The sequence below is a fragment of the Salmonella sp. SA14318 genome (genome assembly GCF_029866905.1).
Lineage (GTDB): Bacteria > Pseudomonadota > Gammaproteobacteria > Enterobacterales > Enterobacteriaceae > Salmonella > Salmonella enterica.
Window position 1 is genome coordinate 1608823 of sequence record NZ_CP123282.1, and the last position, 24809, is coordinate 1633631.

Annotated in this window: 24 protein-coding genes, 1 tRNA gene and 1 pseudogene; 12 read left to right on the forward strand and 14 right to left on the reverse strand. The window is 54.5% G+C overall.

Annotation, left to right across the window (positions count from 1 at the left end):
- Positions 1-43: 43 nt before the first annotated feature.
- The 6 genes from QEN32_RS07500 to QEN32_RS07525 are packed head-to-tail and all read left to right on the forward strand — an operon-like array spanning position 44 to position 4988.
- The gene (locus QEN32_RS07500) at positions 44-781 is read left to right on the forward strand and encodes a heme ABC transporter permease (protein WP_000265996.1); all 738 of its coding nucleotides are present in this window, start codon (positions 44-46) and stop codon (positions 779-781) included.
- Entirely contained in the window at positions 778-990 is a 213-nt protein-coding gene (ccmD, locus tag QEN32_RS07505) for a heme exporter protein CcmD (protein ID WP_000074110.1), read from the forward strand. The genes QEN32_RS07500 and ccmD overlap by 4 nt, the downstream gene beginning before the upstream one ends.
- Entirely contained in the window at positions 987-1466 is a 480-nt protein-coding gene (gene ccmE / locus QEN32_RS07510) for a cytochrome c maturation protein CcmE (protein WP_001053600.1), read from the forward strand. The genes ccmD and ccmE overlap by 4 nt, the downstream gene beginning before the upstream one ends.
- Positions 1463-3394: a heme lyase CcmF/NrfE family subunit gene (locus tag QEN32_RS07515; RefSeq protein ID WP_000982510.1), complete on the forward strand. Its 1932-nt coding sequence runs from the start codon at positions 1463-1465 to the stop codon at positions 3392-3394. Before ccmE ends, QEN32_RS07515 begins: the two co-directional genes overlap by 4 nt.
- Positions 3391-3948 carry a thiol:disulfide interchange protein DsbE gene (dsbE, locus tag QEN32_RS07520; RefSeq protein ID WP_063814174.1) on the forward strand — a complete coding sequence of 186 codons (558 nt, stop codon included), beginning with the start codon at positions 3391-3393 and terminating at the stop codon, positions 3946-3948. Before QEN32_RS07515 ends, dsbE begins: the two co-directional genes overlap by 4 nt.
- A complete protein-coding gene (locus tag QEN32_RS07525; protein WP_265322426.1) occupies positions 3945-4988 on the forward strand; it encodes a cytochrome c-type biogenesis protein CcmH in 1044 nt (347 codons plus the stop codon). The genes dsbE and QEN32_RS07525 overlap by 4 nt, the downstream gene beginning before the upstream one ends.
- A 43-nt stretch (positions 4989-5031) precedes the next feature.
- Here the strand turns inward: QEN32_RS07525 and narP are convergent, their stop codons facing one another.
- The gene (gene narP / locus QEN32_RS07530; protein WP_001115500.1) at positions 5032-5679 is read right to left on the reverse strand and encodes a nitrate/nitrite response regulator protein NarP; all 648 of its coding nucleotides are present in this window, start codon (positions 5677-5679) and stop codon (positions 5032-5034) included.
- A gap of 818 nt (positions 5680-6497) precedes the next feature.
- On the opposite strand from narP, the gene pagL reads away from it, so the two are divergent.
- Positions 6498-7061 carry a lipid A 3-O-deacylase PagL gene (gene pagL / locus QEN32_RS07535; RefSeq protein WP_000281870.1) on the forward strand — a complete coding sequence of 188 codons (564 nt, stop codon included), beginning with the start codon at positions 6498-6500 and terminating at the stop codon, positions 7059-7061.
- 184 nt (positions 7062-7245) lie between these two features.
- On the opposite strand, the gene QEN32_RS07540 is transcribed toward pagL, so the two are convergent.
- From QEN32_RS07540 to QEN32_RS07560, 5 genes and pseudogenes are all read right to left on the reverse strand, one after another.
- A complete protein-coding gene (locus QEN32_RS07540; RefSeq protein ID WP_024157284.1) occupies positions 7246-7401 on the reverse strand; it encodes a hypothetical protein in 156 nt (51 codons plus the stop codon).
- A pseudogene (locus tag QEN32_RS07545) lies at positions 7395-7487 on the reverse strand (hypothetical protein); the annotation flags it as partial. The pseudogene QEN32_RS07545 and the gene QEN32_RS07540, both read right to left, overlap by 7 nt.
- A tRNA-Pro gene (locus QEN32_RS07550) sits at positions 7443-7519 on the reverse strand. The gene QEN32_RS07550 and the pseudogene QEN32_RS07545, both read right to left, overlap by 45 nt.
- A 73-nt stretch (positions 7520-7592) precedes the next feature.
- Positions 7593-9353 carry an LPS biosynthesis-modulating metalloenzyme YejM gene (gene yejM / locus QEN32_RS07555; protein ID WP_080220302.1) on the reverse strand — a complete coding sequence of 587 codons (1761 nt, stop codon included), beginning with the start codon at positions 9351-9353 and terminating at the stop codon, positions 7593-7595.
- Between the two features lie 31 nt (positions 9354-9384).
- Positions 9385-9612, reverse strand: coding sequence for a YejL family protein (locus QEN32_RS07560; RefSeq protein ID WP_001135904.1), 228 nt, complete (start codon positions 9610-9612; stop codon positions 9385-9387).
- A 179-nt stretch (positions 9613-9791) separates the two neighbouring features.
- Here QEN32_RS07560 and yejK point away from each other — a divergent pair, with 179 nt between their 5' ends.
- Both yejK and QEN32_RS07570 read left to right on the forward strand, forming a co-directional pair.
- Entirely contained in the window at positions 9792-10799 is a 1008-nt protein-coding gene (gene yejK / locus QEN32_RS07565) for a nucleoid-associated protein YejK (protein ID WP_000050806.1), read from the forward strand.
- Positions 10800-10826: 27 nt separating this feature from the next.
- Positions 10827-11447, forward strand: coding sequence for a hypothetical protein (locus QEN32_RS07570; protein WP_280144446.1), 621 nt, complete (start codon positions 10827-10829; stop codon positions 11445-11447).
- Positions 11448-11555: 108 nt separating this feature from the next.
- On the opposite strand, the gene rplY is transcribed toward QEN32_RS07570, so the two are convergent.
- Positions 11556-11840, reverse strand: coding sequence for a 50S ribosomal protein L25 (rplY, locus tag QEN32_RS07575; RefSeq protein ID WP_000494192.1), 285 nt, complete (start codon positions 11838-11840; stop codon positions 11556-11558).
- A gap of 124 nt (positions 11841-11964) precedes the next feature.
- Positions 11965-13725, reverse strand: coding sequence for a DEAD/DEAH box helicase (locus tag QEN32_RS07580; RefSeq protein WP_265322269.1), 1761 nt, complete (start codon positions 13723-13725; stop codon positions 11965-11967).
- Between the two features lie 151 nt (positions 13726-13876).
- Here QEN32_RS07580 and rsuA point away from each other — a divergent pair, with 151 nt between their 5' ends.
- From rsuA to QEN32_RS07595, 3 genes are all read left to right on the forward strand, one after another.
- Entirely contained in the window at positions 13877-14572 is a 696-nt protein-coding gene (gene rsuA, locus QEN32_RS07585; RefSeq protein ID WP_001234836.1) for a 16S rRNA pseudouridine(516) synthase RsuA, read from the forward strand.
- 27 nt (positions 14573-14599) lie between these two features.
- On the forward strand, positions 14600-15790 hold the full coding sequence (locus tag QEN32_RS07590) for a Bcr/CflA family multidrug efflux MFS transporter (RefSeq protein ID WP_000213347.1): 1191 nt from the start codon (positions 14600-14602) through the stop codon (positions 15788-15790).
- Between the two features lie 391 nt (positions 15791-16181).
- Entirely contained in the window at positions 16182-16526 is a 345-nt protein-coding gene (locus QEN32_RS07595) for a YejG family protein (RefSeq protein ID WP_001094639.1), read from the forward strand.
- 3 nt (positions 16527-16529) lie between these two features.
- Here QEN32_RS07595 and yejF read toward each other — a convergent pair whose 3' ends face one another.
- The 6 genes from yejF to mepS form a co-directional block, all read right to left on the reverse strand.
- A complete protein-coding gene (yejF, locus tag QEN32_RS07600; RefSeq protein ID WP_076735799.1) occupies positions 16530-18119 on the reverse strand; it encodes a microcin C ABC transporter ATP-binding protein YejF in 1590 nt (529 codons plus the stop codon).
- A 1-nt stretch (position 18120) separates the two neighbouring features.
- Entirely contained in the window at positions 18121-19146 is a 1026-nt protein-coding gene (locus QEN32_RS07605) for an ABC transporter permease (RefSeq protein ID WP_001137749.1), read from the reverse strand.
- Positions 19146-20240, reverse strand: a complete 1095-nt coding sequence (locus QEN32_RS07610) for a microcin C ABC transporter permease YejB (RefSeq protein ID WP_023231110.1) — start codon at positions 20238-20240, stop codon at positions 19146-19148. The genes QEN32_RS07605 and QEN32_RS07610 overlap by 1 nt, the downstream gene beginning before the upstream one ends.
- A gap of 9 nt (positions 20241-20249) precedes the next feature.
- Positions 20250-22055 carry an extracellular solute-binding protein gene (locus tag QEN32_RS07615; RefSeq protein WP_265322271.1) on the reverse strand — a complete coding sequence of 602 codons (1806 nt, stop codon included), beginning with the start codon at positions 22053-22055 and terminating at the stop codon, positions 20250-20252.
- A gap of 106 nt (positions 22056-22161) precedes the next feature.
- On the reverse strand, positions 22162-23718 hold the full coding sequence (locus QEN32_RS07620; RefSeq protein WP_000957763.1) for a cyclic di-GMP phosphodiesterase: 1557 nt from the start codon (positions 23716-23718) through the stop codon (positions 22162-22164).
- A 325-nt stretch (positions 23719-24043) separates the two neighbouring features.
- Entirely contained in the window at positions 24044-24616 is a 573-nt protein-coding gene (gene mepS / locus QEN32_RS07625) for a bifunctional murein DD-endopeptidase/murein LD-carboxypeptidase (protein ID WP_000241015.1), read from the reverse strand.
- Positions 24617-24809: the final 193 nt, after the last annotated feature.

Consider the following 24809-nt stretch of genomic DNA (forward strand, 5'->3'; position numbering starts at 1 on the left):
CGCGACGGACATTTTACTGGTTTCAGGAGGTCAGGTGACGACTATGTGGAAAACCCTTCATCAGCTGGCGGCGCCGCCCCGGCTGTATCAGATTTGCGGCAGGCTCGTGCCGTGGCTGGCGGCAGCCGGCATCATCGCGCTGGCCACCGGCTGGGTCCGGGGCTTTGGTTTCGCCCCGGCGGACTACCAGCAGGGGGAGGGCTACCGCATTATGTACCTGCATGTCCCGGCGGCCATCTGGTCGATGGGTATCTATGCGGCGATGGCGGTGGCGGCGTTCACCGGGCTGGTCTGGCAGATGAAAATGGCCAGCCTTGCCGTCGCGGCGATGGCGCCGGTGGGGGCGGTGTACACCTTCATCGCGCTGGTCACCGGCGCGGCGTGGGGCAAGCCGATGTGGGGCACCTGGTGGGTGTGGGACGCGCGCCTGACCTCGGAGCTGGTGCTGCTGTTTCTCTACGCCGGGGTCATCGCCCTGTGGCACGCCTTTGACGACCGTAAAATGGCCGGGCGCGCGGCGGGCATTCTGGTGCTGGTCGGCGTGGTGAACCTGCCGGTTATCCACTATTCCGTCGAGTGGTGGAACACCCTGCACCAGGGCTCGACGCGGATGCAGCAGAGCATCGACCCGGCGATGCGCTCGCCGCTGCGCTGGGCCATCGCCGGTTACCTGCTGCTTTTTATGACGCTGGCGCTGATGCGGATGCGCAACCTGATTTTACTGATGGAAAAACGCCGCCCGTGGGTGAGCGAACTGATACTGAAAAGGGGGCACCGGTGAGTCCGGCATTTTCATCGTGGAGCGATTTTTTCGCCATGGGCGGGTACGCCTTTTTTGTCTGGCTGGCGGTGGCGATGACCGTGGCGCCGCTGGCGCTGCTGGCGCTGCACACGGTGCTGCAGCGCCGGGCCATTCTGCGCGGCGTGGCGCAGCAGCGGGCGCGCGAGGCGCGGATGCGTGCCGCACAGGCGCAACAGGAGGCGGCGTGAACCTGCGACGTAAAAACCGGCTATGGGTGGTCTGCGCGGTGCTGGCGGGCCTGGCGCTGACCACCGCCCTGGTCCTGTACGCGCTGCGCGCGAATATCGACCTGTTCTATACCCCCGGCGAAATTCTCTACGGCAAGCGCGAGACGCAGCAGCTGCCGGCGGCGGGCCAGCGCCTGCGCGTCGGCGGGATGGTGATGCCCGGCAGCGTCAGGCGCGACCCGGACTCGCTGAAGGTGAACTTCAGCCTCTACGACGCCGAAGGGTCGGTGACGGTGAGCTATGAGGGGATACTGCCGGACCTGTTCCGCGAGGGGCAGGGGGTGGTGGTGCAGGGCACCCTGGAGAAGGGCAACCACGTCCTGGCGCACGAGGTGCTGGCCAAGCATGACGAGAACTACACCCCGCCGGAAGTGGAAAAGGCGATGCAGGAAAACCACCGCCGCCCGCAACGCGCTGATAAGGACACCTCATCATGATGCCTGAATACGGCCACGCGCTGCTGTGCCTGGCGCTCGGCGTGGCGCTGCTGCTGTCCGTTTACCCGCTGTGGGGCGTGGCGCGCGGCGACGCGCGGATGATGGCGTCGGCCGGGGTGTTCGCCTGGCTGCTGTTCATCTGCGTGGCGGGCGCGTTTTTCGTGCTGGTGCACGCCTTTGTGGTTAACGACTTCACCGTGGCCTATGTCGCCGGCAACTCGAACACGCAGCTGCCGGTGTGGTACCGGGTGGCCGCCACCTGGGGAGCGCACGAGGGCTCGCTGCTGCTGTGGGTGCTGCTGATGAGCGGCTGGACCCTGGCGGTGGCGGTGTTCAGCCGGCCGGTGCCGGCGGATATCGTCGCCCGGGTGCTGGCGGTGATGGGGATGGTCTGCGCCGGTTTTCTGGCGTTCATCCTGTTCACCTCCGGCCCGTTCGCCCGCACGCTGCCGGCCTTTCCGGTGGAGGGGCGTGACCTGAACCCGCTGCTGCAGGACCCGGGGCTGATTTTCCACCCGCCGCTGCTGTACATGGGCTATGTCGGCTTCTCGGTGGCCTTCGCCTTCGCCATCGCCGCGCTGCTGAGCGGGCGTCTGGACAGCGCGTTCACCCGTTTTGCCCGCCCGTGGACGCTGGCGGCGTGGGTGTTCCTGACGCTGGGCATCGTGCTCGGCTCGGCGTGGGCCTACTACGAGCTGGGCTGGGGCGGCTGGTGGTTCTGGGACCCGGTGGAGAACGCCTCCTTTATGCCGTGGCTGGCGGGCACCGCCCTGCTGCACTCGCTGGCGGTCACGGAACAGCGCGCCGGCTTTAAGGCGTGGACGCTGCTGCTGTCCATCTGCGCCTTCTCGCTGTGCCTGCTGGGCACCTTCCTGGTGCGCTCCGGGGTGCTGGTGTCGGTGCACGCCTTCGCCTCCGACCCGGCGCGCGGGATGTTTATCCTCGCCTTTATGGTGCTGGTCACCGGCGGCTCGCTGCTGCTGTTCGCCGTGCGCGGGCACAGGGTGCGTTCGCGGGTGAACAACACGCTGTGGTCGCGCGAGTCGCTGCTGCTCGGCAACAACGTCCTGCTGATGGCCGCCATGCTGGTGGTGCTGCTGGGCACCCTGCTGCCGCTGGTGCACAAACAGCTGGGGCTGGGCAGCATTTCGGTGGGGGAGCCGTTCTTTAACACCATGTTCACCTGGCTGATGGTCCCCTTTGCCCTGCTGCTGGGGGTGGGGCCGCTGGTGCGCTGGGGCCGGGACCGGCCGCGTAACATCAGGAAACTGCTGTGGGCTGCCGTTGTCACCACCCTGGTGCTGTCGGTACTTTTGCCATGGCTGCTGGAAGATAAAATCATCGCCATGACGGCGGTGGGGATGGCGATGGCCTGCTGGATTGCGGTGCTGGCGGTTGCCGAAGCCGTACAGCGCGTGTCCCGCGGCACGAAAACCTCTCTCAGCTACTGGGGAATGGTGGCGGCGCACCTCGGGCTGGCGGTGACGATTACCGGCATCGCCTTCAGCCAGAATTACAGCGTGGAGCGTGACGTGCGGATGCGGGCGGGCGACAGCGTGACCATTCACGACTACCGCTTCACCTTCCGGGAGGTGCGGGACATCACCGGCCCCAACTACCGCGGCGGGGTGGCCCTCATCGGGGTGACGCGCCACGGCGAGCCGGAGGCGGTGCTGCACGCGGAGAAACGGCTCTACAACACCAGCCGGATGGTGATGACCGAGGCGGCGATTGACGGCGGGCTGACCCGCGACCTGTACGCCGCGCTCGGGGAGGAGCTGGACAACGGCGCGTGGGCCGTGCGCCTGTACTACAAACCGTTTGTCCGCTGGATATGGGCCGGGGGGCTGCTGATGGCGCTGGGCGGGCTGCTGTGCCTGGCGGACCCGCGCTACCGCCGCCGTAAACCATTGCCGGAGGCCGGATGAAACGCAACGTACTGTTATTACCGCTGCTGATTTTTCTGCTGATTGCCGCGGCGCTGCTGTGGCAGCTGGCGCGCAACGCGCAGGGCGATGACCCGACGAATCTCGAATCGGCGCTGACCGGAAAGCCGGTGCCGGCGTTCCGCCTGGAATCGCTGGAGACACCGGGTCAGTACTATGAGGCGGAGGTGCTGACGCAGGGGAAACCGGTGCTGCTTAACGTCTGGGCCACCTGGTGCCCGACCTGCCGCGCCGAGCATCAGTACCTGAACCAGCTTTCTGCGCAGGGTATCCGGGTGGTCGGGCTGAACTATAAGGACGACCGGACGAAGGCGGTGGCCTGGTTAAAAGAACTGGGCAACCCGTATGCGCTGAGTTTATCGGACAGCGACGGGATGCTGGGGCTGGACCTGGGCGTGTACGGCGCGCCGGAAACCTTCCTCATCGACGGCAACGGGATTATCCGCTACCGCCATGCGGGCGATTTGAATGCCCGGGTATGGGAAAGTGAACTGAAACCGCTGTGGGACAGATACAGCCGGGAGGCGGCGCAATGAGACTGTTACCGGGCATGGTGATGCTGATGCTGGCGCTGGTTATCGCCGGGTCAGCGCGGGCAACCACCGACGTGATGCCGTTTAAAGATGAAGCGCAGGAGCAGCAGTTCCGCCAGCTCACGGAGCAGCTGCGCTGCCCGAAATGCCAGAACAACAGCATTGCGGACTCGAACGCGATGATAGCCACCGACATGCGCCGCAGGGTGTATGACCTGATGCAGGAGGGGAAGAGCCGCCAGGAAATCATCGATTATATGGTGGCGCGCTACGGCAACTTTGTCACCTACGACCCGCCGCTGACCCCGCTGACGGTGCTGCTGTGGGTGCTGCCGCTGGCCGCCATCGTGGCGGGCGGGTGGATAATCGTTGCCCGCACGCGCCGGCGGGTGCGCCTGCGCCGGGAGCCGCTGCCGGCGGACACCCCGGTTTGCGGCGCGCGCGCCGGGTGGGGCGTTTACGTGCCGGGTGTGGTTATGGCGCTGGTCGTGGCCGCCATCAGTTACTCACAGACCGGCAGCTATCCGCAGGTCAGGGCCTGGCAGCAGGCAACGGCGCAGACGCCGGGACTGCTGGCGCGGGCGCTGGACCCGCAGGCGCAGCCGCTGAATGAGGAGGAGATGGCGCGGCTGGCGCTGGGGCTGCGTACCCGCCTGCAGAATGATGCCGGCAATGTTGAGGGCTGGCTCATGCTGGGGCGCACCGGTATGGTACTGGGTAATGCCGGTACCGCCACCGGGGCGTATGCGAACGCTTACCGTCTGGACCCGAAAAACCGCGATGCGGCGCTGGGCTATGCGGAGGCGCTGACGCGCTCGTCCGACCCGGAGGATAACCGCCGCGGCGGGGAGCTGCTGCGCCGGCTGGTGAGCCGCGACCACACGGATATCCGGGTGTTAAGCCTGTATGCGTTTAACGCCTTTGAGCAGCAGCGCTTTGGCGAGGCGGTGGCGGCCTGGGAGATGATGCTGAAGCTGCTGCCGGCGGGTGACGCCCGGCGGGCGGTGATAGAGCGCAGTATCCGGCTGGCGCAGGAGAAATAAGACCCTGACGGCCCGGTGGCGTGGCGCCATCGGGCCTGGCTTGTTACTGCATTCCGCGTGTTTGTAAAAATAGAATGGTCGCCGCGACGCGCGAGCGCACGTTTAGCTTGCGAAGTAGATTACGAATGTGCACCTTAACCGTCTGCTCAGAAATATTCAGTACTGACGCAATCTGTTTGTTAGAAAGCCCCTGCGCCAGCTCATGCAAGACATCTAACTCTCGTTCGGTCAGGATACTAAAGGGATCTTCCTGCGCGCCAAACCGTTCGCGCTCACGCAGATATTCATTGACCCGATCGCTAAAGACTTTACCGCCGTTAGCGCCTTTGCGAATGGCCTCCAGCAGCACTTCCGGATCGCTATCTTTGAGCAGATAACCGTCGGCGCCGGCGTCGATCAGCGCGTAGATGTCGCTGGCGGAATCCGAGACGGTAAGAATAATAATTTGCGCCGTCACACCATCCCGGCGTAGCGCGTTCAGGGTATCTAACCCGCTCAGACCTTTCATATTCAGATCCAGCAGGATCAGATCGGGCTCAATGCGATTCGCCAGATCGATCGCACTCGCCCCGTCACCCGCTTCGGCAACGACATAAAAAGCCGGGTCCAGTTCCAGTAATTGACGAATACCTCGCCGCATAAGTGGATGGTCGTCCACAATAAGCACCTGAAAAGGTGTTACTTCAGGCATGCTATATCTCCTGAGTTTTATTAGAATGATTATTGTTTTCAGCGCGGAAATCGTCCAGATTTGCCACATTGTCAAGCGCGTAAATTTTACCTTAATTAGTGCATGGGTAAGTAGTAAAACCTGTGACAGGCGAGTCATTAGCTGAACGATAGAAAGGATAAAACAACCTGTTGTGAGAGAAAACAGAATACTCCCTGAAGTTGAATACTGGTCTGGACGCTTTTTTCGGACAATGTGACATAACAGAAGTGTGGCATATGTAGCTGCGCCCTTGCACCCGTAAGTCCAGACTATCTTTACTGGCAGGAAATTCCTTATTAAAAGTCATAGCGTCTAAAGCTTTTCATTATTAACAAATTATTTTAATTGAATTTATTTATGGTTTTATTAATGCCAATGAAATACATCTGAGCAGAACGAATAAACCGCGACATCTGTTAAATTAAATATTAAGTCAATAGCAGAGGTATTTTTATGCGATAAAGAGATTCTGACGATATTCTTATCATAAATGAAAATGTGGTCAGGAATGAGAGTCATTCACTTATAACTTATCCTGGATGTGCCTGAACAACACTCGCGGCGTTTTGAGCACCCGTTGGGGCGACTCAAGGGGAGAGTGTAGTGAGTATGTTTTGATTTCTGCACACAGTCCATGTCCAGCCTGTTTGCATCAAAAATGCTGGTTGGAGTAATTATGAAAATAATATTAATACTGGATGCTATATCAGCCGTTTCTGTGAGCGTAAGCGTGGCGTAGAAAATTTTAAATATGTTAGCCGGTTAAAAATAACTATTGACATTGAAATGGTGGTGGAGTGTATATGAAGAGAATATTTATATATATATTATTACCTTGTGCATTCGCATGTTCTGCTAATGATAATGTTTTTTTTGGCAAGGGCAACAAGCATCAGATCTCTTTTGCTGCGGGAGAAAGTATAAGAAGAGGAGGGGTTGAGCACTTATATACGGCATTTCTGACATACAGTGAACCCAGCGATTTTTTCTTTTTACAGGCAAGAAATAATCTGGAGTTAGGAGGATTTAAGGCTAAGGGTATCGATGATTGCAGTAAACATTCTGGCAGCGTTCCCTGCAATAAATATAACCAGGGCGTATTGGGTATCTCGAAGGATGTGGCGCTGGTTCATTTCGCTGGTATCTATACCGGTATTGGTCTGGGGGCTTATATAAAATCTAAGTCGCGAGATGATATGCGTGTCAATTCTGCATTTACCTTTGGAGAAAAAGCGTTTCTTGGCTGGAACTTTGGGGCTTTTTCTACAGAAGCTTATATCCGGCATTTCTCGAATGGATCACTCACGGATAAAAATTCAGGGCATAATTTTGTAGGTGCTTCAATTAGTTATAATTTCTGAAGTTGAATAACAATTAGCGAGTTGCTGGCTGAAGGAGTAATCATCACCGTCTACAAAAACGTGTTGTGACTAGCCGATCGTTATCGACCCTATGGCGACAGGGAGGCTAATTGTTAGTGACAAAGAAGTGGTAGGCCGTTTACCTTACCAGAACGTTTTATTATTGCTGCGACAGATTGCTTACTCATTTACCTGCTACTGCAAACATTTCTTCCAGCATAGGGTGTAGATGCGCTTTTTCTGTTTTAGTACAAACATGGTTTACGCCGATCAGCTCATGCAAAATCAGTTCATGCAAAATAACGTCTCTGGCATCAGCTAACTTTTTAATTGCAGGCATAAAAAAACCAGCCCTGAGAGGCTGGTTTTTAAGGGGAATTTTGGTCGGCACGAGAGGATTTGAACCTCCGACCCCCGACACCCCATGACGGTGCGCTACCAGGCTGCGCTACGTGCCGACTTGTGGGTGCTAATACTACCTCTTTCCAACGCGAATGCAAGGGGAAACGGTGCTAACTGATTTATAATTAATCAGTTAGCGATAAAACGTTTCTCTTCTGTTAGCACTTGCAGCAGCAGACTGAGCTGCGGCTTCTGATCTTTGATCTTCTCGCCGTGTAAGTCATAGGTCTGATAATGACCGTTATTATTGAGCACCAGAGTCATTTGCGGCGTCGTGATTGCCAGCGTACTGCCGTCTGCCGCCGTTACCCAGTTATGACGACGTGGAACGGTAAAGATGTCCTGGCCCTGTGAATATTCGTTCGCTGGCGTGCTGACATGTAACAGGCGTTGCATCAACGTGGTCATCACATCGGTATGATCGGTAAGCACATTAATACGCTGCGCAGGCGTCCCCGGCCAGTGGATCACCAGCGGTACTTGCAGATGACCTTGCGACCAGTCGAAGCGATTTTCTTCCGGCGTCAACGGTATGCCGCGTCCTGCGGTAATGATCACGACGGTATTGTCGAATTTACCGGCCTCTCGCAGCGCGTTCAGAACCCGATTGATTTGCGCATCCACGTCGCTGGCGGCACTGGCGTAACGCTTAACAAAATTTTTCTGGTTACTGTCATCAATGTTAGTACCGTTAAACGATATCCATGAGAACCAGCGGTTATCTTCCTGTGCGTAGCGCCCAAGCCAGTCTATCCACTGGCTGGCCGTTTGCGCATCAGACTGCGTCTGCGCTGTCGGCATCGAGAAATCGGACAGTAATGCCTGACGGTAAAGCGGGCTGGCGAAGCCATCCGAAGAAAACAGTCCCAGTTGGTAGCCTTGCTGATTCAACGCGGTAATGAGCGCCGCAGGGGTTCTGGTGGATAACACGCCATCCATATAGCCTGGCGATATGCCATAGAACAGGCCGAAAATACCGTTATCAGTGGTATTCCCTGAACTCATATGACGGGTGAAGTCGATGTTTTGCTCGGCAAATGTAGCCAGCTCCGGCATCTGCTTCTCAAAGCGAGAATAGTTCAGGCCGTCTACGGTAATGAGTAGCACATTCTGACCGGTGCCCATATCGCGATAGTGCAAATTGCTGAGCGGGTACTGTACGGAGACCGCTTCCGGATTGCCTTGCTCTACCAGACGGCGCTGATATTCCTGCGCATCCAGCAGACCGTGTTTTTCAAGAAAACGTCGCGCCGTCATCGGATAAGAGAGCGGCAGGTTTGCCCGCTGCATGGTAATCGGCCGGTAAAAATTAGCGTCTGCCCAGATGTAGATAAGATGCGATGCGATAAAGGAGACGAAAAAGAATGCCGCAAGCGGCCTTGCGAAATGGCGACGGCGCGTGAGACTGCGCAGCTTTTGCCAACTCCATGTCGCAAATAGCATCTCAATCAATAAGATAACCGGCACGCTAATAAACATAAGCTGCCAGTCGCGCGCCATTTCGTTCTGGTCAGGGTTGATGACCAGCTCCCAGACAATGGGATTAAGATGCAGGTGAAAACGGGTAAAGACTTCGCTGTCGATAAGCAACAACGTCATACCCGCGGTCGCCAGAATGGCTGATAAAAACCGCATCAGCCGCTGGGACATCACGATAAACGTGAGCGGAAAAAGAATAAGCAAATAGGTGGCGAACACCAGAAAGCTAAAGTGCCCGACAATGCTCAGGTAGGAGTATATGCGACCCGCAAGCGTTGTCGGCCAGTCGGCGACAAACAGGTAACGGCTGCCGAGCAACGTAGCCAACAGTATATTGAACAGAGCGAACCAGTGCCCCCAGCTAACCATCTGGGAGACTTTTTCACGGTAGCGCTGACGATGAGTTACCATACCTGTCGCTTGTTTCTCCGGAGTCGGCTTTTTAGTGCGCGTTGTCTTCGCTAATCGAAGACTGCAAGGCGCGGGCAAAAGAGTTCGCAATCGCCTGGCGTTGAGCCGGCGCCACGCTGGTGTTGATAAGGTTGGTGACCATATTTCCCAGCACCATCAGGGAAAGATCGGTCGGCGCCTTATGTTTTTCCAGTACACTGAGCAGTTCGCTCAGCAGTTGTTCAACATGTTCATCACTATAGCGGGAGAGTTGTGGCATAAATCAAAATCTGTTTGTTCATGAAAGGGCAACATATTACCGTAGCAACAGTTTTTTTTCTGCATTTTTATCCCCTAAATCATTCGCGTTACGGATAACGCCTGAAATGACAGGGCGATTGCTTGCGTCTTCCGGCAGGCGGTGGTTGAATACCGCCCGGTCTTAAAGGAGAGTTTATCATGAGTCTGGATATCAACCAGATTGCCCTGCACCAGCTTATCAAGCGCGATGAGCAAAATCTTGAGCTGGTCTTGCGCGATTCATTGCTGGAGCCGACAACCACCGTTGTCGAGATGGTGGCTGAACTGCATCGGGTCTATAGCGCCAAGAATAAGGCGTATGGCCTGTTTAATGAAGAGAGTGAACTGGCGCAAGCGCTGCGGTTGCAACGTCAGGGGGAAGAAGATTTTCTTGCCTTTAGCCGGGCGGCGACCGGACGCCTGCGTGACGAACTGGCGAAATATCCCTTTGCGGACGGCGGCATTGTATTGTTCTGCCATTATCGTTACCTGGCGGTGGAGTATCTGCTGGTTACGGTACTGAACAACCTGAGCAGTATGCGGGTCAATGAAAATCTGGACATTAACCCGACGCATTATCTTGATATCAACCATGCGGATATCGTGGCGCGTATCGATCTTACCGAGTGGGAAACTAATCCGCAATCGACCCGCTACCTGACGTTCCTGAAAGGTCGGGTAGGGCGCAAGGTCGCTGACTTCTTTATGGATTTCCTCGGCGCCAGCGAAGGGTTGAACGCCAAAGCGCAGAATCGCGGCCTGTTGCAGGCAGTGGATGATTTCACCGCAGAAGCGCAGTTGGATAAAGCGGAACGTCAGAACGTGCGTCAGCAGGTGTACAGCTACTGCAACGAGCAGTTACAAGCCGGGGAAGAGATTGAGCTGGAATCGCTGTCTAAAGAGCTTTCCGGCGTCAGTGAAGTCAGCTTCAGCGAATTTACCGCCGAAAAAGGCTATGAGCTGGAAGAGAGCTTCCCGGCGGATCGCAGTACGCTGCGCCAGCTAACCAAATATGCCGGCAGCGGCGGCGGGTTAACGATTAACTTTGATGCGATGCTACTGGGCGAGCGGATTTTCTGGGACCCGGCGACCGATACCCTGACTATCAAAGGGACGCCGCCGAATCTGCGCGACCAGTTGCAGCGACGCACGTCGGGCGGGAAATAAAGGCATACGACATAAAAGGACGCCGTAGTGAGTAAAGGAATACGACAGAAGCCGCCTGTTAATTTCAGTTTATTTCGGCAGGTTTTGTATGCGCACATTGTCGCATTTTTGATGATGTTGGTGCTCGGGATGGTGTTCACCGTTCTCTCGTTGGTACTGTTTTATACTTATGGCGCCAACTGGTTACTGAGCTTGTTCATATGCCCGCTGTTCTTGTTAAGTGGTTTATTCATTACTGGATTTGCTTTTAAATCAACCTGGTCCAGCATACGTTACTATTACGACAAGGGGCAGTTGAAACGGTATGGACTCAATCTTGATGCAACTTTGACGCATAAAGAGAAGGTGGAAATATGCATCGATAATGCAAAGCGTCAAGTGCGTGTAGATGAACTGGAGCTCCATGTCTTATTTGATTTTCAGTTTGATAGCAAGCCATGGAGCTGCGGCGACTTACTGACCAATGAAAAGGTATTTGATGCGTTGAATGACGGGCAAACGATACCAATACGAATTTTGCCATGGAAACCAGAAAGTGCCAGCGTTCGTCAACGGGCATTATTCAATCGGCTTAAAGGTATGAATACCGCGGCGGAAACTACAGATCCTCGATTAGGGGAGGCGCTAATTGAATATGGCGAGGTGTAAGAAAGCAGAAAAGCAAAGTGGGTTCTCGTTGCTCTGCATGTCGTCAAATTCAATTAAACGCATAAAAAAACCCCGCCGGGGCGGGGTTTTTCTTCAACTTCCAGGCGATTACGCGCGAACGAAGTCGATGTGAGTCAGCTTCGGTTTGTAAGCGTGACGCTGTACAGCCTGAGCTTTAACTTTTACTTCTTTACCGTCAACAACGAGGGTCAGAACTTCGCTGTAGAATTCAGCTTTAGCTTGCATGTTCATCACCTGGTCGTGGTCCAGTTCGATAGCAATCGGGGCTTCAGAACCGCCGTAGATGATTGCCGGGAACTTGTTAGCGGCGCGCAGGCGGCGGCTCGCACCCTTACCCTGCTCTTTACGTACTTCTGCGTTGATAGTAAACATTTAAATCTCTCTTTAATAATTCCTGCTACAGGCGACCCAGCAACAGGTAAGTGATCTGCTTTGCGTATGCAAAGGCGGGCGGGATTCTATACTCAAATCGCCGTTACATCAATGAAAAGTACAATTAACCACGTAATTCGTGCGCCCGGCGGAAGCGGCCTTCATAGTCGAACACTTTTTCACGCACCTGCCAGTACTGGCCTTTCATCCGCGCGACCACAAAATCGGGATGCCGCAACAGCGCCTGCTGCGCGACAATATCCGCCGCCGTGATCCAGCGTAAAGGAACGCCGGGCGTGCGGGTATGCGGGCGAATAAATAGCTGTTCGAAAGCGGTACGCTGGGCGGGCGTGTGCAAGCGGAAGCGCTCACTGACATCCGCGCCGTCCTCGTCATAGTAAGTGATTTTCAGCCATTCGCCTTTCTCATCCTGCCCATGCTGCATCGTCATTCCGCTACAGCGCAGGACTAACGCATCCTTGAGCCTGAGCGCCGCTTTTAACATATCGTCCGGGTCGACCAGAATAGCGTCACATTCCCGGCAGCGTCGGGCGGCAATATCGTTTTCGGCATTACACTGCGGGCAGTTTTTGAAGCGAAAGCGAAAATCGCACTGCTCGCGATGGCCATCGTCATCGTCAAACCAGCCCTGGCAGCGACGGCCAAAGTGTTCAATCAGCGTGCCGTCGGCAGTGGTTTTCCCCCAGAAGGTGTTGGCAAAGCCGCAGGCCGGGCAAAATACCTGGACAGGAACGTTATCGCTTTTTCCCTTCGGGCTACCGACCTCCGGGGCATACAGGTCGTGCGGGTTGCCAGCGTAATCAAGAATCAGGCAATCGGTCTTTCCCGGCGCAAGGCGCAGACCACGCCCGACAATTTGTTGGTAAAGACTAACTGACTCCGTGGGGCGTAGAATCGCGATGAGATCAACGTGTGGGGCGTCAAAGCCGGTGGTCAGCACCGAGACGTTAACCAGATAGCGAAAACGCTGCGCCTTGAAATTATCAATCAGCGCGTCGCGCTCGGGCCCTGGCGTATCGCCGGTAATCAGCGCCGCGTCGTCCGCCGGAAGCAGACCGACAATCTCTTTCGCATGTTCGACCGTGGCGGCGAAAATCATCACGCCTTTGCGCGTTTGCGCAAATTCCATAATCTGGCTGATGATGTGCGGCGTAATCCGCTGCTGCTTTTTCAGCTCGCGGTTCAGGTCGGCTTCGCTGAACAGCCCATTGCTTTGGGCCTGCAGGCGGCTGAAATCGTATTGGACCACTGGCATATCAAGCCGCTCAGGCGGCGTCAGATAGCCGTGTTTAATCATATAGCGCAGCGGCAGTTCATAAATACAGTCGCGAAACAGAGCGTTGTCGTTGCCGCGCACCATACCGTGATAATGAAATTGATAAATCCAGCCTTTTCCGAGGCGGAAGGGCGTGGCGGTTAGCCCAAGCAGACGTAAGTGAGGATTAACTTTACTCAGGTGAGTGCGGATTTGCTGATACTGACTGTCTTCATCGTCACCGATGCGGTGGCATTCATCGACAATCAACAGCGAAAACTCCTCCTGGAAGGCGTCAAGATTACGCGCTACCGACTGTACGCTGCCGAACACGACTTTGCCCTGACTCTCTTTACGTTTGAGTCCGGCGGCGAAAATATCCGCTTCCAGCCCCAGCGCGCAATATTTGGCGTGGTTCTGCGCGACCAGCTCTTTCACATGCGCCAGCACCAGTACCCGTCCGCGGGCGACGCGCGCCAGTTCGGCGATCACCAGGCTTTTACCTGCGCCGGTCGGCAGAACAATCACGGCGGGCGTACGGTGGCGGCGAAAGTGGCTGAGCGTGGCGTCTACGGCTTCTTGCTGGTAGGGGCGGAGTGTAAAAATCATGGTCTCACTACGTTAAACGGTTCCGGGAATAGTATGCCATGAATCATTTCCCTTGAGGGATATAGTTAGCCCGCTATACTGAGCGGATAGCAATTCCCTTTTTTCGGGTAGAATGCCCGATTTCCGTATTATTACAGGCTAAATCACACACATGCGACTTGATAAATTTATCGCTCAGCAGCTTGGCGTCAGCCGCGCTATTGCCGGGCGTGAAATTCGTGGTAACCGCGTTACCGTCGATGGCGACATCATTAAAAATGCGGCCTTCAAACTGCTCCCGGAACATGCGGTTGCGTATGACGGCAATCCCTTAGCGCAGCAACACGGGCCACGCTATTTTATGCTTAACAAGCCGCAGGGATACGTTTGTTCAACCGATGATCCCGATCATCCAACGGTACTGTATTTCCTGGATGAGCCGGTGGCGTATAAGCTGCATGCCGCAGGACGTCTGGATATCGATACTACCGGTCTGGTGTTAATGACAGATGACGGTCAGTGGTCGCACCGCATTACGTCGCCGCGCCATCACTGTGAAAAAACCTATCTGGTGACCCTGGAGTCGCCGGTGGCCGACGATACGGCAGCGCAATTTGCGAAAGGCGTGCAGTTGCATAATGAAAAAGATCTCACTAAACCCGCTACGCTGGAGGTGATAACGCCTGTGCAGGTCCGTTTGACCATCAGCGAAGGCCGTTATCATCAGGTGAAGCGGATGTTTGCCGCAGTAGGCAATCGCGTTGTGGAACTGCACCGCGAACGGATTGGCGCCATTACGCTGGATGAGAATCTGGCTCCCGGCGAGTACCGCCCGTTGACTGAAGAAGAAATCGCCAGCGTCGGCTAACTATCTCGTTAAATTCAGGAGTTCGATGTGACCACCCGGCAGCACTCTTCCTTTGCCATTGTCTTTATCCTTGGCCTGTTGGCCATGTTAATGCCGCTGTCGATTGATATGTATCTTCCAGCGCTGCCGGTGATTTCTGCGCAATTCGGCGTGCCTGCCGGTAGCGCGCAGATGACGCTCAGCACCTATATTCTGGGGTTTGCGCTGGGTCAGCTTATCTATGGACCGATGGCGGATAGCCTCGGGCGTAAGCCGGTCATCCTGGGCGGGACGCTGGTATTTGCTGCTGCGGCGGTCGCCTGTGCGTTGGCGCAGACTATCGATCAACTGATCGTGATGCGTTTCTTTCACGGTTTGGCGGCCGCGGCGGCAAGCGTCGTCATCAATGCGCTGATGCGGGATATTTATCCAAAGGAAGAGTTTTCGCGCATGATGTCATTTGTCATGCTGGTCACTACGATAGCGCCGTTAATGGCGCCCATTGTCGGCGGCTGGGTGTTGGTATGGTTAAGCTGGCACTATATCTTCTGGATACTGGCCATTGCGGCGATTCTGGCGTCAGTCATGATCTTTGCTCTGATTAAAGAGACGCTGCCCGTTGAGCGGCGTCAGCCTTTTCATATTCGTACCACAATAGGTAACTTTGCCGCGTTGTTTCGCCACAAACGCGTACTGAGCTATATGCTGGCGAGCGGGTTTAGTTTTGCCGGTATGTTCTCTTTTTTGAGCGCGGGGCCGTTTGTCTATATCGAAATTAATCATGTTCCGCCGCAGGATTTCGGCTACTACTTCGCGTTGAACATCGTATTTCTGTTTGTGATGACGATTATCAACAGCCGTTTTGTCAGACGGGTAGGGGCGCTAAACATGTTTCGGGCCGGGCTATGGATTCAGTTTGCGATGGCGGTGTGGATGGTTTTCAGCGCGCTGATGGGCATTGGATTCTGGGCGCTGGTGGTCGGCGTTGCGGCGTTTGTCGGCTGTGTGTCGATGGTTTCGTCCAATGCGATGGCGGTCATTTTGGATGAGTTTCCGCATATGGCCGGAACGGCGTCTTCGTTGGCGGGCACTTTCCGCTTTGGTATTGGCGCTATCGTCGGCGCGTTGCTGTCGCTGGCTACCTTTAACAGTGCGTGGCCGATGATCTGGTCGATTGCGCTTTGCGCCGCCTGTTCCATTCTGTTTTATCTCTACGCCAGCCGTCCCAAAAAACGGTGACGGGCGCGGTGTCCCTCAATGGCGCCGAAGAATGCGCAGGCGGCGTTGGGGGGGCGCTATCCGCTACACGATGGCAAAGCCAAACGGCTTTCATAGTTGATGTATATCAATTACCAATTCATCATTTTCCTCCTTTATGTTTATTTTATGTAAAATCCATTTATGTAAAAAGTCACATCATTGTAGTTAAAAAGGTTGAGTTAGATCGCAGAAACGGGTACATATAGCCCGCCGCTATCTCCGCGTCGGTAAAACTATTTTAACTCCCGCTTGCTGTAGAGCCACTGACGGAGAGAAGGGCGTTAGCAATCTGTTTAAGGACGGGTTGTCAATGATGTGTTAATATAAATGTAAGTAAATTGTGAAGTAATTGTGCTTCCGGGGAAAGAAAGTGAATACATTACAGCTCTCAATTGTTCACCGTCTGCCGCAAAACTATCGCTGGTCGGCGGGTTTTGCGGGGTCAAAGGTTGAACCGATTCCGCAAAACGGGCAGAGCACCGAGAATAGTCTGGTGGCGCTTAAACTGTTGAGTCCGGCAGGCGATAGCGCGTGGTCAGTGATGCATAAGCTCAGCCAGGCGCTAAGCGATATTGAAGTTCCTTGCTCCGTGCTGGAGTGCGAAGGGGAACCGTGCCTGTTCGTTAATCGTCAGGATGAGTTTGCCGCCACCTGTCGGCTGAAAAATTTCGGCGTGGCGATAGCGGAACCTTTTTCTAACAATAATCCTTTTTAGGCGTCAGCTTAACGCGAGTAGCTGACGCGTATACGCTTGTTGCGGTGCGGTAAACACGCGCTCGCATTGCCCCTGTTCAACCACCTCCCCCTGTCGCAGCACGATAACCTGATGGCACAGCGCGCGTACTACATGCAGATCGTGGCTAATGAAGATATAGGCCAGACGGTGCTTTTGCTGGAGCGATTTCAGGAGGGCAAGAATCTGCGCCTGAACGGTTTTATCCAGCGATGAGGTCGGTTCATCCAGAATAATAAGCGACGGTTTTAAAATCAGCGCCCTGGCGACGGCGATACGTTGACGCTGGCCGCCGGAAAACTCAGCGGGGTAACGATGCCGCGTTTCCGGGTCCAGGCCGACTTCCATCATGACCGCTTTCACCTGCTGTTCGCGCTGCGCGCCTGAAAGCGTAGGCTGGTGGACGCGCAGGCCTTCTTCGATAATTTGCAATACGTTTAAACGCGGGTTTAGCGATGAGTTCGGGTCCTGGAATACGACCTGGATACGGTGGCGAACAGGTAAAAGCTGGCGGCGGTTTAACGTATCCAGCGATTGACCGTCAAATACGATGCGGCCTTCGGAGCGGATAAGCCGTAACAGCGCCAGACCGGTGGTGCTTTTTCCCGATCCTGACTCGCCGACCAGACCCAGCGTTTCGCCTGGATACAGGGTGAAACTGATATTGTTAACCACCACATTATGATCCACGACGCGCTTCAGAATGCCTTTGCGGATCGGGAAGGCGACGCGCAGCCTGTCCACTTCCAGCAACGGCGTCTGCCCGGTGGGGAGCGGAACCGGATCGCCTGTGGGTTCGCTGTTGAGTAATTTTTGCGTGTACGGATGGGTCGGCGCGGAGAGCAGCGTGTCGGCGCGTTGGTTCTCTACGCACTTGCCGTGTTGCATTACCGCCACTGAATCCGCCAGTTTTTTTACAATGCTGAGGTTATGGGTGATAAACAGCAATCCCATATTGAGCTCGCGCTGGAGTTCCCGCAGTAGAGATAAGATCTGCGCCTGTACGGAGACGTCGAGGGCGGTGGTCGGCTCATCGGCGATCAGTAATTCCGGCCGTGTTAACAGCGCCATGGCTATCATGACGCGCTGGCGTTCGCCGCCGGAAAGCTGATGCGGATAATCGCGCAGACGCTGGCTCGCCTGGCGGATACCGACCCGATCCAGACAACCGATCATCTCCGCCCTTGCCGCCTCCCGACGCATTCCCCGATGGAGCGACAGCACTTCATAGAGCTGTTTTTCCAGCGTATGCAGCGGGTTAAGTGAAACCATCGGTTCCTGAAAAATCATGGCGATTTTATTGCCGCGTACGCCGCGTAGCGTCTGCTCGCTGGCATGAAGCAATGATTCGCCGTGAAAGCGAATATCGCCGGAGAGGTAGACAGCGGGAGGGGTAGGCAAAAGACGCAGAATGGAAAGCGCCGTCACGCTTTTTCCTGACCCGGACTCGCCGACCAGCGCCAGCGTTTCCCCGGCGTTCACCTGTAACGAAATGGCGTTAACGACAGGGCGCACGTGCTGTTGCTGACGGAAACCTACCGATAAATTTTCAATTGCAAGCAATGGAGATGTCATCTTATACCGCCTTAGCAGGATCAAAGGCGTCGCGTACCGCTTCGCCGATAAAAATCAGCAGCGATAGCAGAATGGCGACAGACAGAAAGGCGGTGATCCCCAGCCAGGGAGCCTGTAAGTTGTTTTTCCCCTGTAAAAGAAGTTCGCCGAGAGAAGGGGAGCCAAGCGGCAGACCGAATCCCAGAAAATCCAGCGACGTCAGGGTGGTGATGGAGCTACATAAAATGAACGGTAAAAATGTCAGGGTAGCGACCATCGCATTTGGCAACATATGGCGCAGGATAATGTCACGATCGCTGACGCCAAGCGCCTGCGCGGCGCGGATATAGTCAAAATTGCGGGTCCGTAAAAACTCGGCGCGCACCACGCCCACCAGACTCATCCAGCCAAACAGTACGGTTATGGCCAGCAGCCACCAGAAGTTAGGCTGCACTACGCTGGAAAGTAAAATAATCAGAAACAGGGTCGGCATTCCCGACCAGACTTCAATGAGACGTTGCCCCCATAAATCGACTTTGCCGCCATAATAGCCCTGTAGCGCGCCCGCCAGTACGCCCATGACGCTGGAGCAAATCGTTAACATCAGACCGAATAAAATAGAAATGCGGGTGCCGTACAGGATGCGGGCGAAAACGTCGCCGCCATTCGCATCGGTGCCCAGCCAGTTTTTCGCCGAAGGCGGGGAGGGGAAAGGCTGCGTGGTGGCAAAATTAATGGTATTGGCGCCAAAGCGTACGGGTGCCCACAACACCCAGCCCCGATTCTCAAGCTGCCGTTGTAGCCAGGGGTCCTGATAATCTGCCGTTGTCGCCAGCGGGCCGCCGAAATCGCGCTCGCTGTAATTTTTTACCAGCGGAAAATACCACTGGCCTTCATAGCGCACCAGCAATGGCTTATCGTTAGCAATCAGTTCCGCGCATAAGCTCAGGCTGAACACGATCAGGAAAATCCATAGTGACCAGTAGCCCCGGCGATTATGGCGGAAACGCGCCCAGCGGGCCTGATTGACCGGGCTTAATCGCGGCATTATCGTCCCTCAAAATCAATGCGTGGATCGACCAGCGTATAGCTGATATCGCTCAGGATATTCAGTAATAAGCCAATCAGGGTAAAGATATAAAGCGTGCCGAACATCACCGGATAGTCGCGCGAAACAGTTGCTTCATAACCCAGCAGCCCCAGGCCGTTGAGCGAGAACATGACTTCAATTAGCAGCGAGCCGGTGAAAAACATACTGATAAAAGTGGCGGGAAACCCGGCGATCACCAGCAGCATGGCGTTACGAAAAACATGTTTCCAGAGAATGTTTTTTTCACTCACGCCTTTAGCGCGAGCGGTAACGACATACTGTTTACGCACCTCGTCGAGAAACGAATTTTTCGTCAGCATCGTCAGGGCGGCAAAACCGCCGATGACGGTCGCCAACACCGGTAGCGTAATATGCCACAAATAATCGGTGATTTTCTGGTACCACGGTAACGTGTCAAAGTTGGCGGAGACCAGGCCACGTAGCGGAAAGATATCGTAGTAGCTGCCGCCGGCAAAAAAGACGATTAATAAAATAGCGAACAGAAAGGCGGGGATCGCATAACCAATAATGATAAACGCGCTGCTCCACACATCAAAGCGACTGCCGTTATGGACGGCTTTGCGGATCCCCAGCGGGATAGACACCAGGTAAATAATCAGCGTGCTCCATAATCCCAGGGTAATGGAGACGGGAAGGCTGTCTTTGATTAGCGTCAGTACGGATGCGCTGCGAAACAGACTGTCGCCGAAGTCAAAAGAGAGATAGTCCCGTAGCATCTTGAAATAACGCTCATGCAGCGGTTTGTCGAAGCCGTAGCGATGGGTGATCTCCGCGATCACCTCCGGATCGAGTCCCCGGCCGCCGCGATAATGGCTGTCGCTGATATTGCCGACGCCGGTTTGCGCATGACTGGCGCGAACGCCTTCGCCGCTGGTGCCGGGCAACGCGCCGCCCTGGCCAAATTCAATCGCGGCAATCGCCTGATCGACAGGGCCGCCGGGAGCGATCTGCACGATAAAAAAGTTAATGGTAATAATGGCCCATAGCGTGGGGATCACCAGTAACAGACGGCGGATAAGATAGGCGCCCATTGATTATTACTACCTCCTGGCTGCCGGTAGCTTGGCGGCTTTGTTGACATTATACCACCAGGTATCTAACCCGATGGTATATACCGGGCGAATCGCCGGATGAGAGAATTTATCCCACCAGGCGAGCCTGTCTTGCGCCATATACCACATCGGCAGCATGTAATAGTTCCAGGTCAGCACGCGATCCAGCGCCCGTCCCAGCGGCACCAGTTTCGCTTTATCACCCTGCGCTGCGATAATTTGCGCGATCAGTTTATCCACCACCGGGCTTTGTACGCCGGGAGCGTTATAACTGGAGTCAATGTATTCCGACGCCCATGAGATTTGTAGATCGGAGCTGGGCCAGGGCATCGCCCGCCATAGCCTCGGCATCATGTCATAGTCGCGGCTACGCATCCGGTTGGTGAGTTGAGAATTATCAACCTGACGGATAGTCATCGTAATGCCCAGACGCTGAAGATTATGCTGGAAGGGCAGAACCCACTGGCTATTACTGCTGGCAGGAAGGAGAAGTTCAAACGTCAGGGGCTTACCGGTGACGCTATTGACCCGTTGCTGTCCGTTGATCACCCATCCGGCCTGCGTCAACAAGGCGTCAGCTTTAAGAAGATTTTCGCGATCGTAGCCGTCGCCGTTAGAGACCGGCGGCTGATAGATCTGAGTGAAGACTTCAGGAGGAAGATCTTTTTTCATCGGCGCGAGTAATACCAGCTCATCGGCGTCAGGATAATTTCTGGCGGCGTACTCGGTATTCTGGAAGTAACTGTTGGTTCGGCTCCAGGCATTATAGAACAGCGCTTTATTCATCCACTCAAAATCGAAGGCCAGGGTGACAGCTTCACGTACCCGCCGGTCTTTAAATACCGGGCGCTGAATATTAAAGGCCAGCCAGCGTGTGTCCTGCGCCGACTCGTTTTTCTGCTCTTCTTTAATGATGTAATGATTATCGAAATTTTTACCGATATAGCGCGTTGCCCAGTTTTTAGCGTCGTTTTCCAGCCGTAGATCAAATGCGCCCGCTTTAAACGCCTCGAAAGCGACATTGTCATCAAGGTAGTAATCGTAGCGGATAGTGTCGAGGTTAAAACGTCCACGATTGACCGGCAGATTAGCCGCCCAGTAGTTTTTGACGCGTGAATAGACAATGTACTGGCCCATTTTCCACTGAGTAATCCGGTATGGCCCGCTGGCTAAGGGCGGCGTTGAAAGTGGATCGCTGAGTTTGTGATTTTTCCAGAATTTTTCGGGCATGATCGGTAGTGAAAACAGACTAAGCATGTCTTCTTTACCAGGCTTCGCCAGCTCAATTCGCACGGTTAAAGGCGCAATCGCCTTCACGGTAGTACCTTTATAGACCAGACGGAACTGCGGTACGCCTTCGGTCATAAACTTATGAAAGGTAAAGGCCACATCGCGGGCGGTAATGGGCGTGCCATCGTGAAAACGAGCGCGGGGGTTAATCGAGATTTCCACCCAGGAATAGTCGGCTGCATAGCGGGCATGGTCGGCAATCAGCGGATAATAGCTTCCGGGCTCATCATCCGAGGTGGTAAAAAGCGTATCGTAAAGGGCTTCGGTACGTACGCCGGGATTGCCGCGCAGCGAATAGCGATTGAAATTATCGAACGTACCAATGGCGGAAAGCGTCATCTGACCGCCTTTCGGCGCAGCAGGATTCACATAATCAAAGTGATCAAAGTTAAAAGCATACTTAGGTTCGCCGAGTACGGCGAAAGCGTAGCTTTCTTTGATTTCCTGGGCCTGGGCGCCAGCGCTAAGCAGTGCGACAAGCAGAAGTATTACGCGCGCAGTCATCTGAAGGCGGTTTCCTTATCGTATTGCCCGCTGCAAACCGGCAGGCGTTTCGCTGAATAATAAGTGACGTTGCGTCTGATGTGAATCCGTTAAAACCGTAAGGGGACTACCATTCAGGCACGGAAGGCGCCGACATCCACAGCACGAAATCTTTTAGGGGTAAAGGACGGCTAATCCAGTACCCCTGCAAGTAATTAACACCGTGATCGCGTAGCCAACGGGCCTGCTCCGGCGTTTCAACGCCCTCGGCCACCGTCAGCATATTCAGGCGTCTGGAGAGCGTCAGCACGGTATCCAGAACCGGCGACGTGACGGTTTCCGTGCCGATTGCCTGGATAAAGCCGCGATCGATTTTCAGATAATCTAAAGTAAATCGCTCCAGATAAATCAGGGCGCTATGGCCTGTACCGAAATCATCTATAGCGATTTCAAACCCGGCGGAATGCAGCCATTCGAACAGTTTGGCCGCTTCATACTGCTGAAGCATATCGCGTTCAGTGATTTCCAGCACGATATGAAAATGGTGCGCGGGCAGGGCGTCCCTGAGCCGGTGCATATCCTCTTTAAAACTGTCGCTGTGCAGATGTTCCGGCGCGATGTTAATGCCAAATTTGGCACCGACGGGCATCACCTTCTGTAGCGTGGGTGCGTCGCGGGCGATCAGCTCAAACAGATGCTGCGTTAACGGTACGATAAGTTGCTGCGCTTCGGCATAGTGGATAAAGGCATCCGGCGGAATCTCGCCTGCCGTAGGGTGACGCCAGCGCAGTAAGACTTCAAGCCCGGTGACGCTCAGCGTACGAGTATCGACGACGGGCTGATAAACCACATAAAACTGCTCGTGTTTGATCGCCGTTAAAATCTCTTTGCCCGGTCGCGTCCGGAGGGCATAGATAAAGTAACAGATAAACCCTGCTACGATGCCGCTAATGCAGCCCAGCATCAACGCATACCACAAGTCATTGTAGGTCCAGCTATCGGCATAAAGCTGTATTTTAAGCGGCAGGCCGTTGATAGTTGCCTGTCGTGATGGCGTGCCCGGCAGCTCCGCGACGGTCAGCAGACGCGAAGAAAAGGTCGACAGCGCGGTATTGCCGACAATCAGCGCGATGCCGTTAAAATCGTCCTGGCGCGTGGTATAGAGTAAGTAGGGCGTCAGGTTAATATTCAGCGATGTGAATACGCCGCTGTCATTTAATAATGGGTTCCGATACCAAATCACCATTGTCGGTTTGTTGGGCATCATTGGCGTGCCGGGCAGAATCGCCATAGCAACGTCTTTGCGGATATCTATATCCGGTACCAGTTGCTGAAGCGGCATATTCATGGCGCCAGTGGCGGAAGAGCAGAACACTTTTTTATCTTTAATCAATAAGAAGGCGCGGACATTAAGGCTAAAAGCGGCTCTTGAGGTGAGTTCTGCGCCAACCTGCTGACAGGTGTTGATCGTCAACGGCTGAAGAATATCGGTGGTGGCTTTCAGGTCGGCGAAATAGCTGGCCAGGTAATGTTGTACATCAGAAAGGAGCGTATTGTATTTAACATCCCGTTTATGCCACGACAGGAAAAATTGCAGGCTACCAATAAGTAATGCTGCCGCCATCCCCGTAATGATACAGGTAAGCAGGATTTTCCGACCGGAAGAGGAGTCGCGTGTTAGCATAATTCCTGGTGTGACCTGAAAAGGCGGATGCCGGTTAAACTGGTTGATTTATAAGACTATAGCCTGGATTACCCCGGATAGTCATGCTTTTCTGTGATGCGCAGGAAAGCGTATTGTCGCAGTAGTCGTTGGCGGAAACGACCTGAATGCCTGATGGCGCTATGTTTATCAGGCCTATGTTCGTGTGTTGTAGGCTGGATAAGAGGCGACACGTCGCTATTCGGTAAAACGGGTTCAGAAGGGATAATAAGCAAAAGCACTGCTGAAGCAGTGCTTTTTATGTCGTCTCATCAGGTAAGCCAAGGGAGGTGCTGCCTGATGAAGATTAACTGCGGCTCAGAACTCGACGCGCTTCATTGTAGCGTTTTTTCCAGTACGGTTCGTTCATACTGGAGATAATGACGCCGCTACTGGTAGACGCATGGACAAACTGGTTATTGCCGATATAAATACCGACATGGCGACCAGTGGAGCCGGCGCGGAACAGAACCAGATCGCCCGTACGCAGGTTATTGCGTGAAACCGCTTTGCCCATTTCCTGCTGTTCATAGGTTGAACGCGGAAGCTCTAAACCAAACTGTTCACGGAAGGTGCGCTGTACAAAGCTGGAACAGTCGACGCCTTTCTTAGTGCTGCCGCCCAGGCGGTAACGCACGCCTTTCCAGTCAGCATACTGATCCATAATCCGCGACTTAACGTCGAGGTTACGCACCATATTTTCAAATTCATCCTGAGAGGCTTGCAGTGAAGAGCTATCGCTATTGCCCACAGCATGCGTCTCAGAATGCATATTCTTTGCGGTATTGGTGGTTGTGCTACAAGCAGAAAGCAGAACCGCAACTGCAATCGCAGGAATCCCGCGCAAAATATATCTCAAAATCGGTTGAGATTTGACCATGTTGTTTGTTTTCCCTTGAAGTCCTTAACGATAAATATCGTTATAAAAATGCCAAACGTGATGAGACTAATTACCTGCACAGCTTGAGACAATTCTTTGTGCACAAATCTGTGGCGGAACGCACAAATTTATTCGCAATGAGAATAATTATCTGGCGAGGCAAAACGAGTTTGAGATTACCCGATTGTTGCTG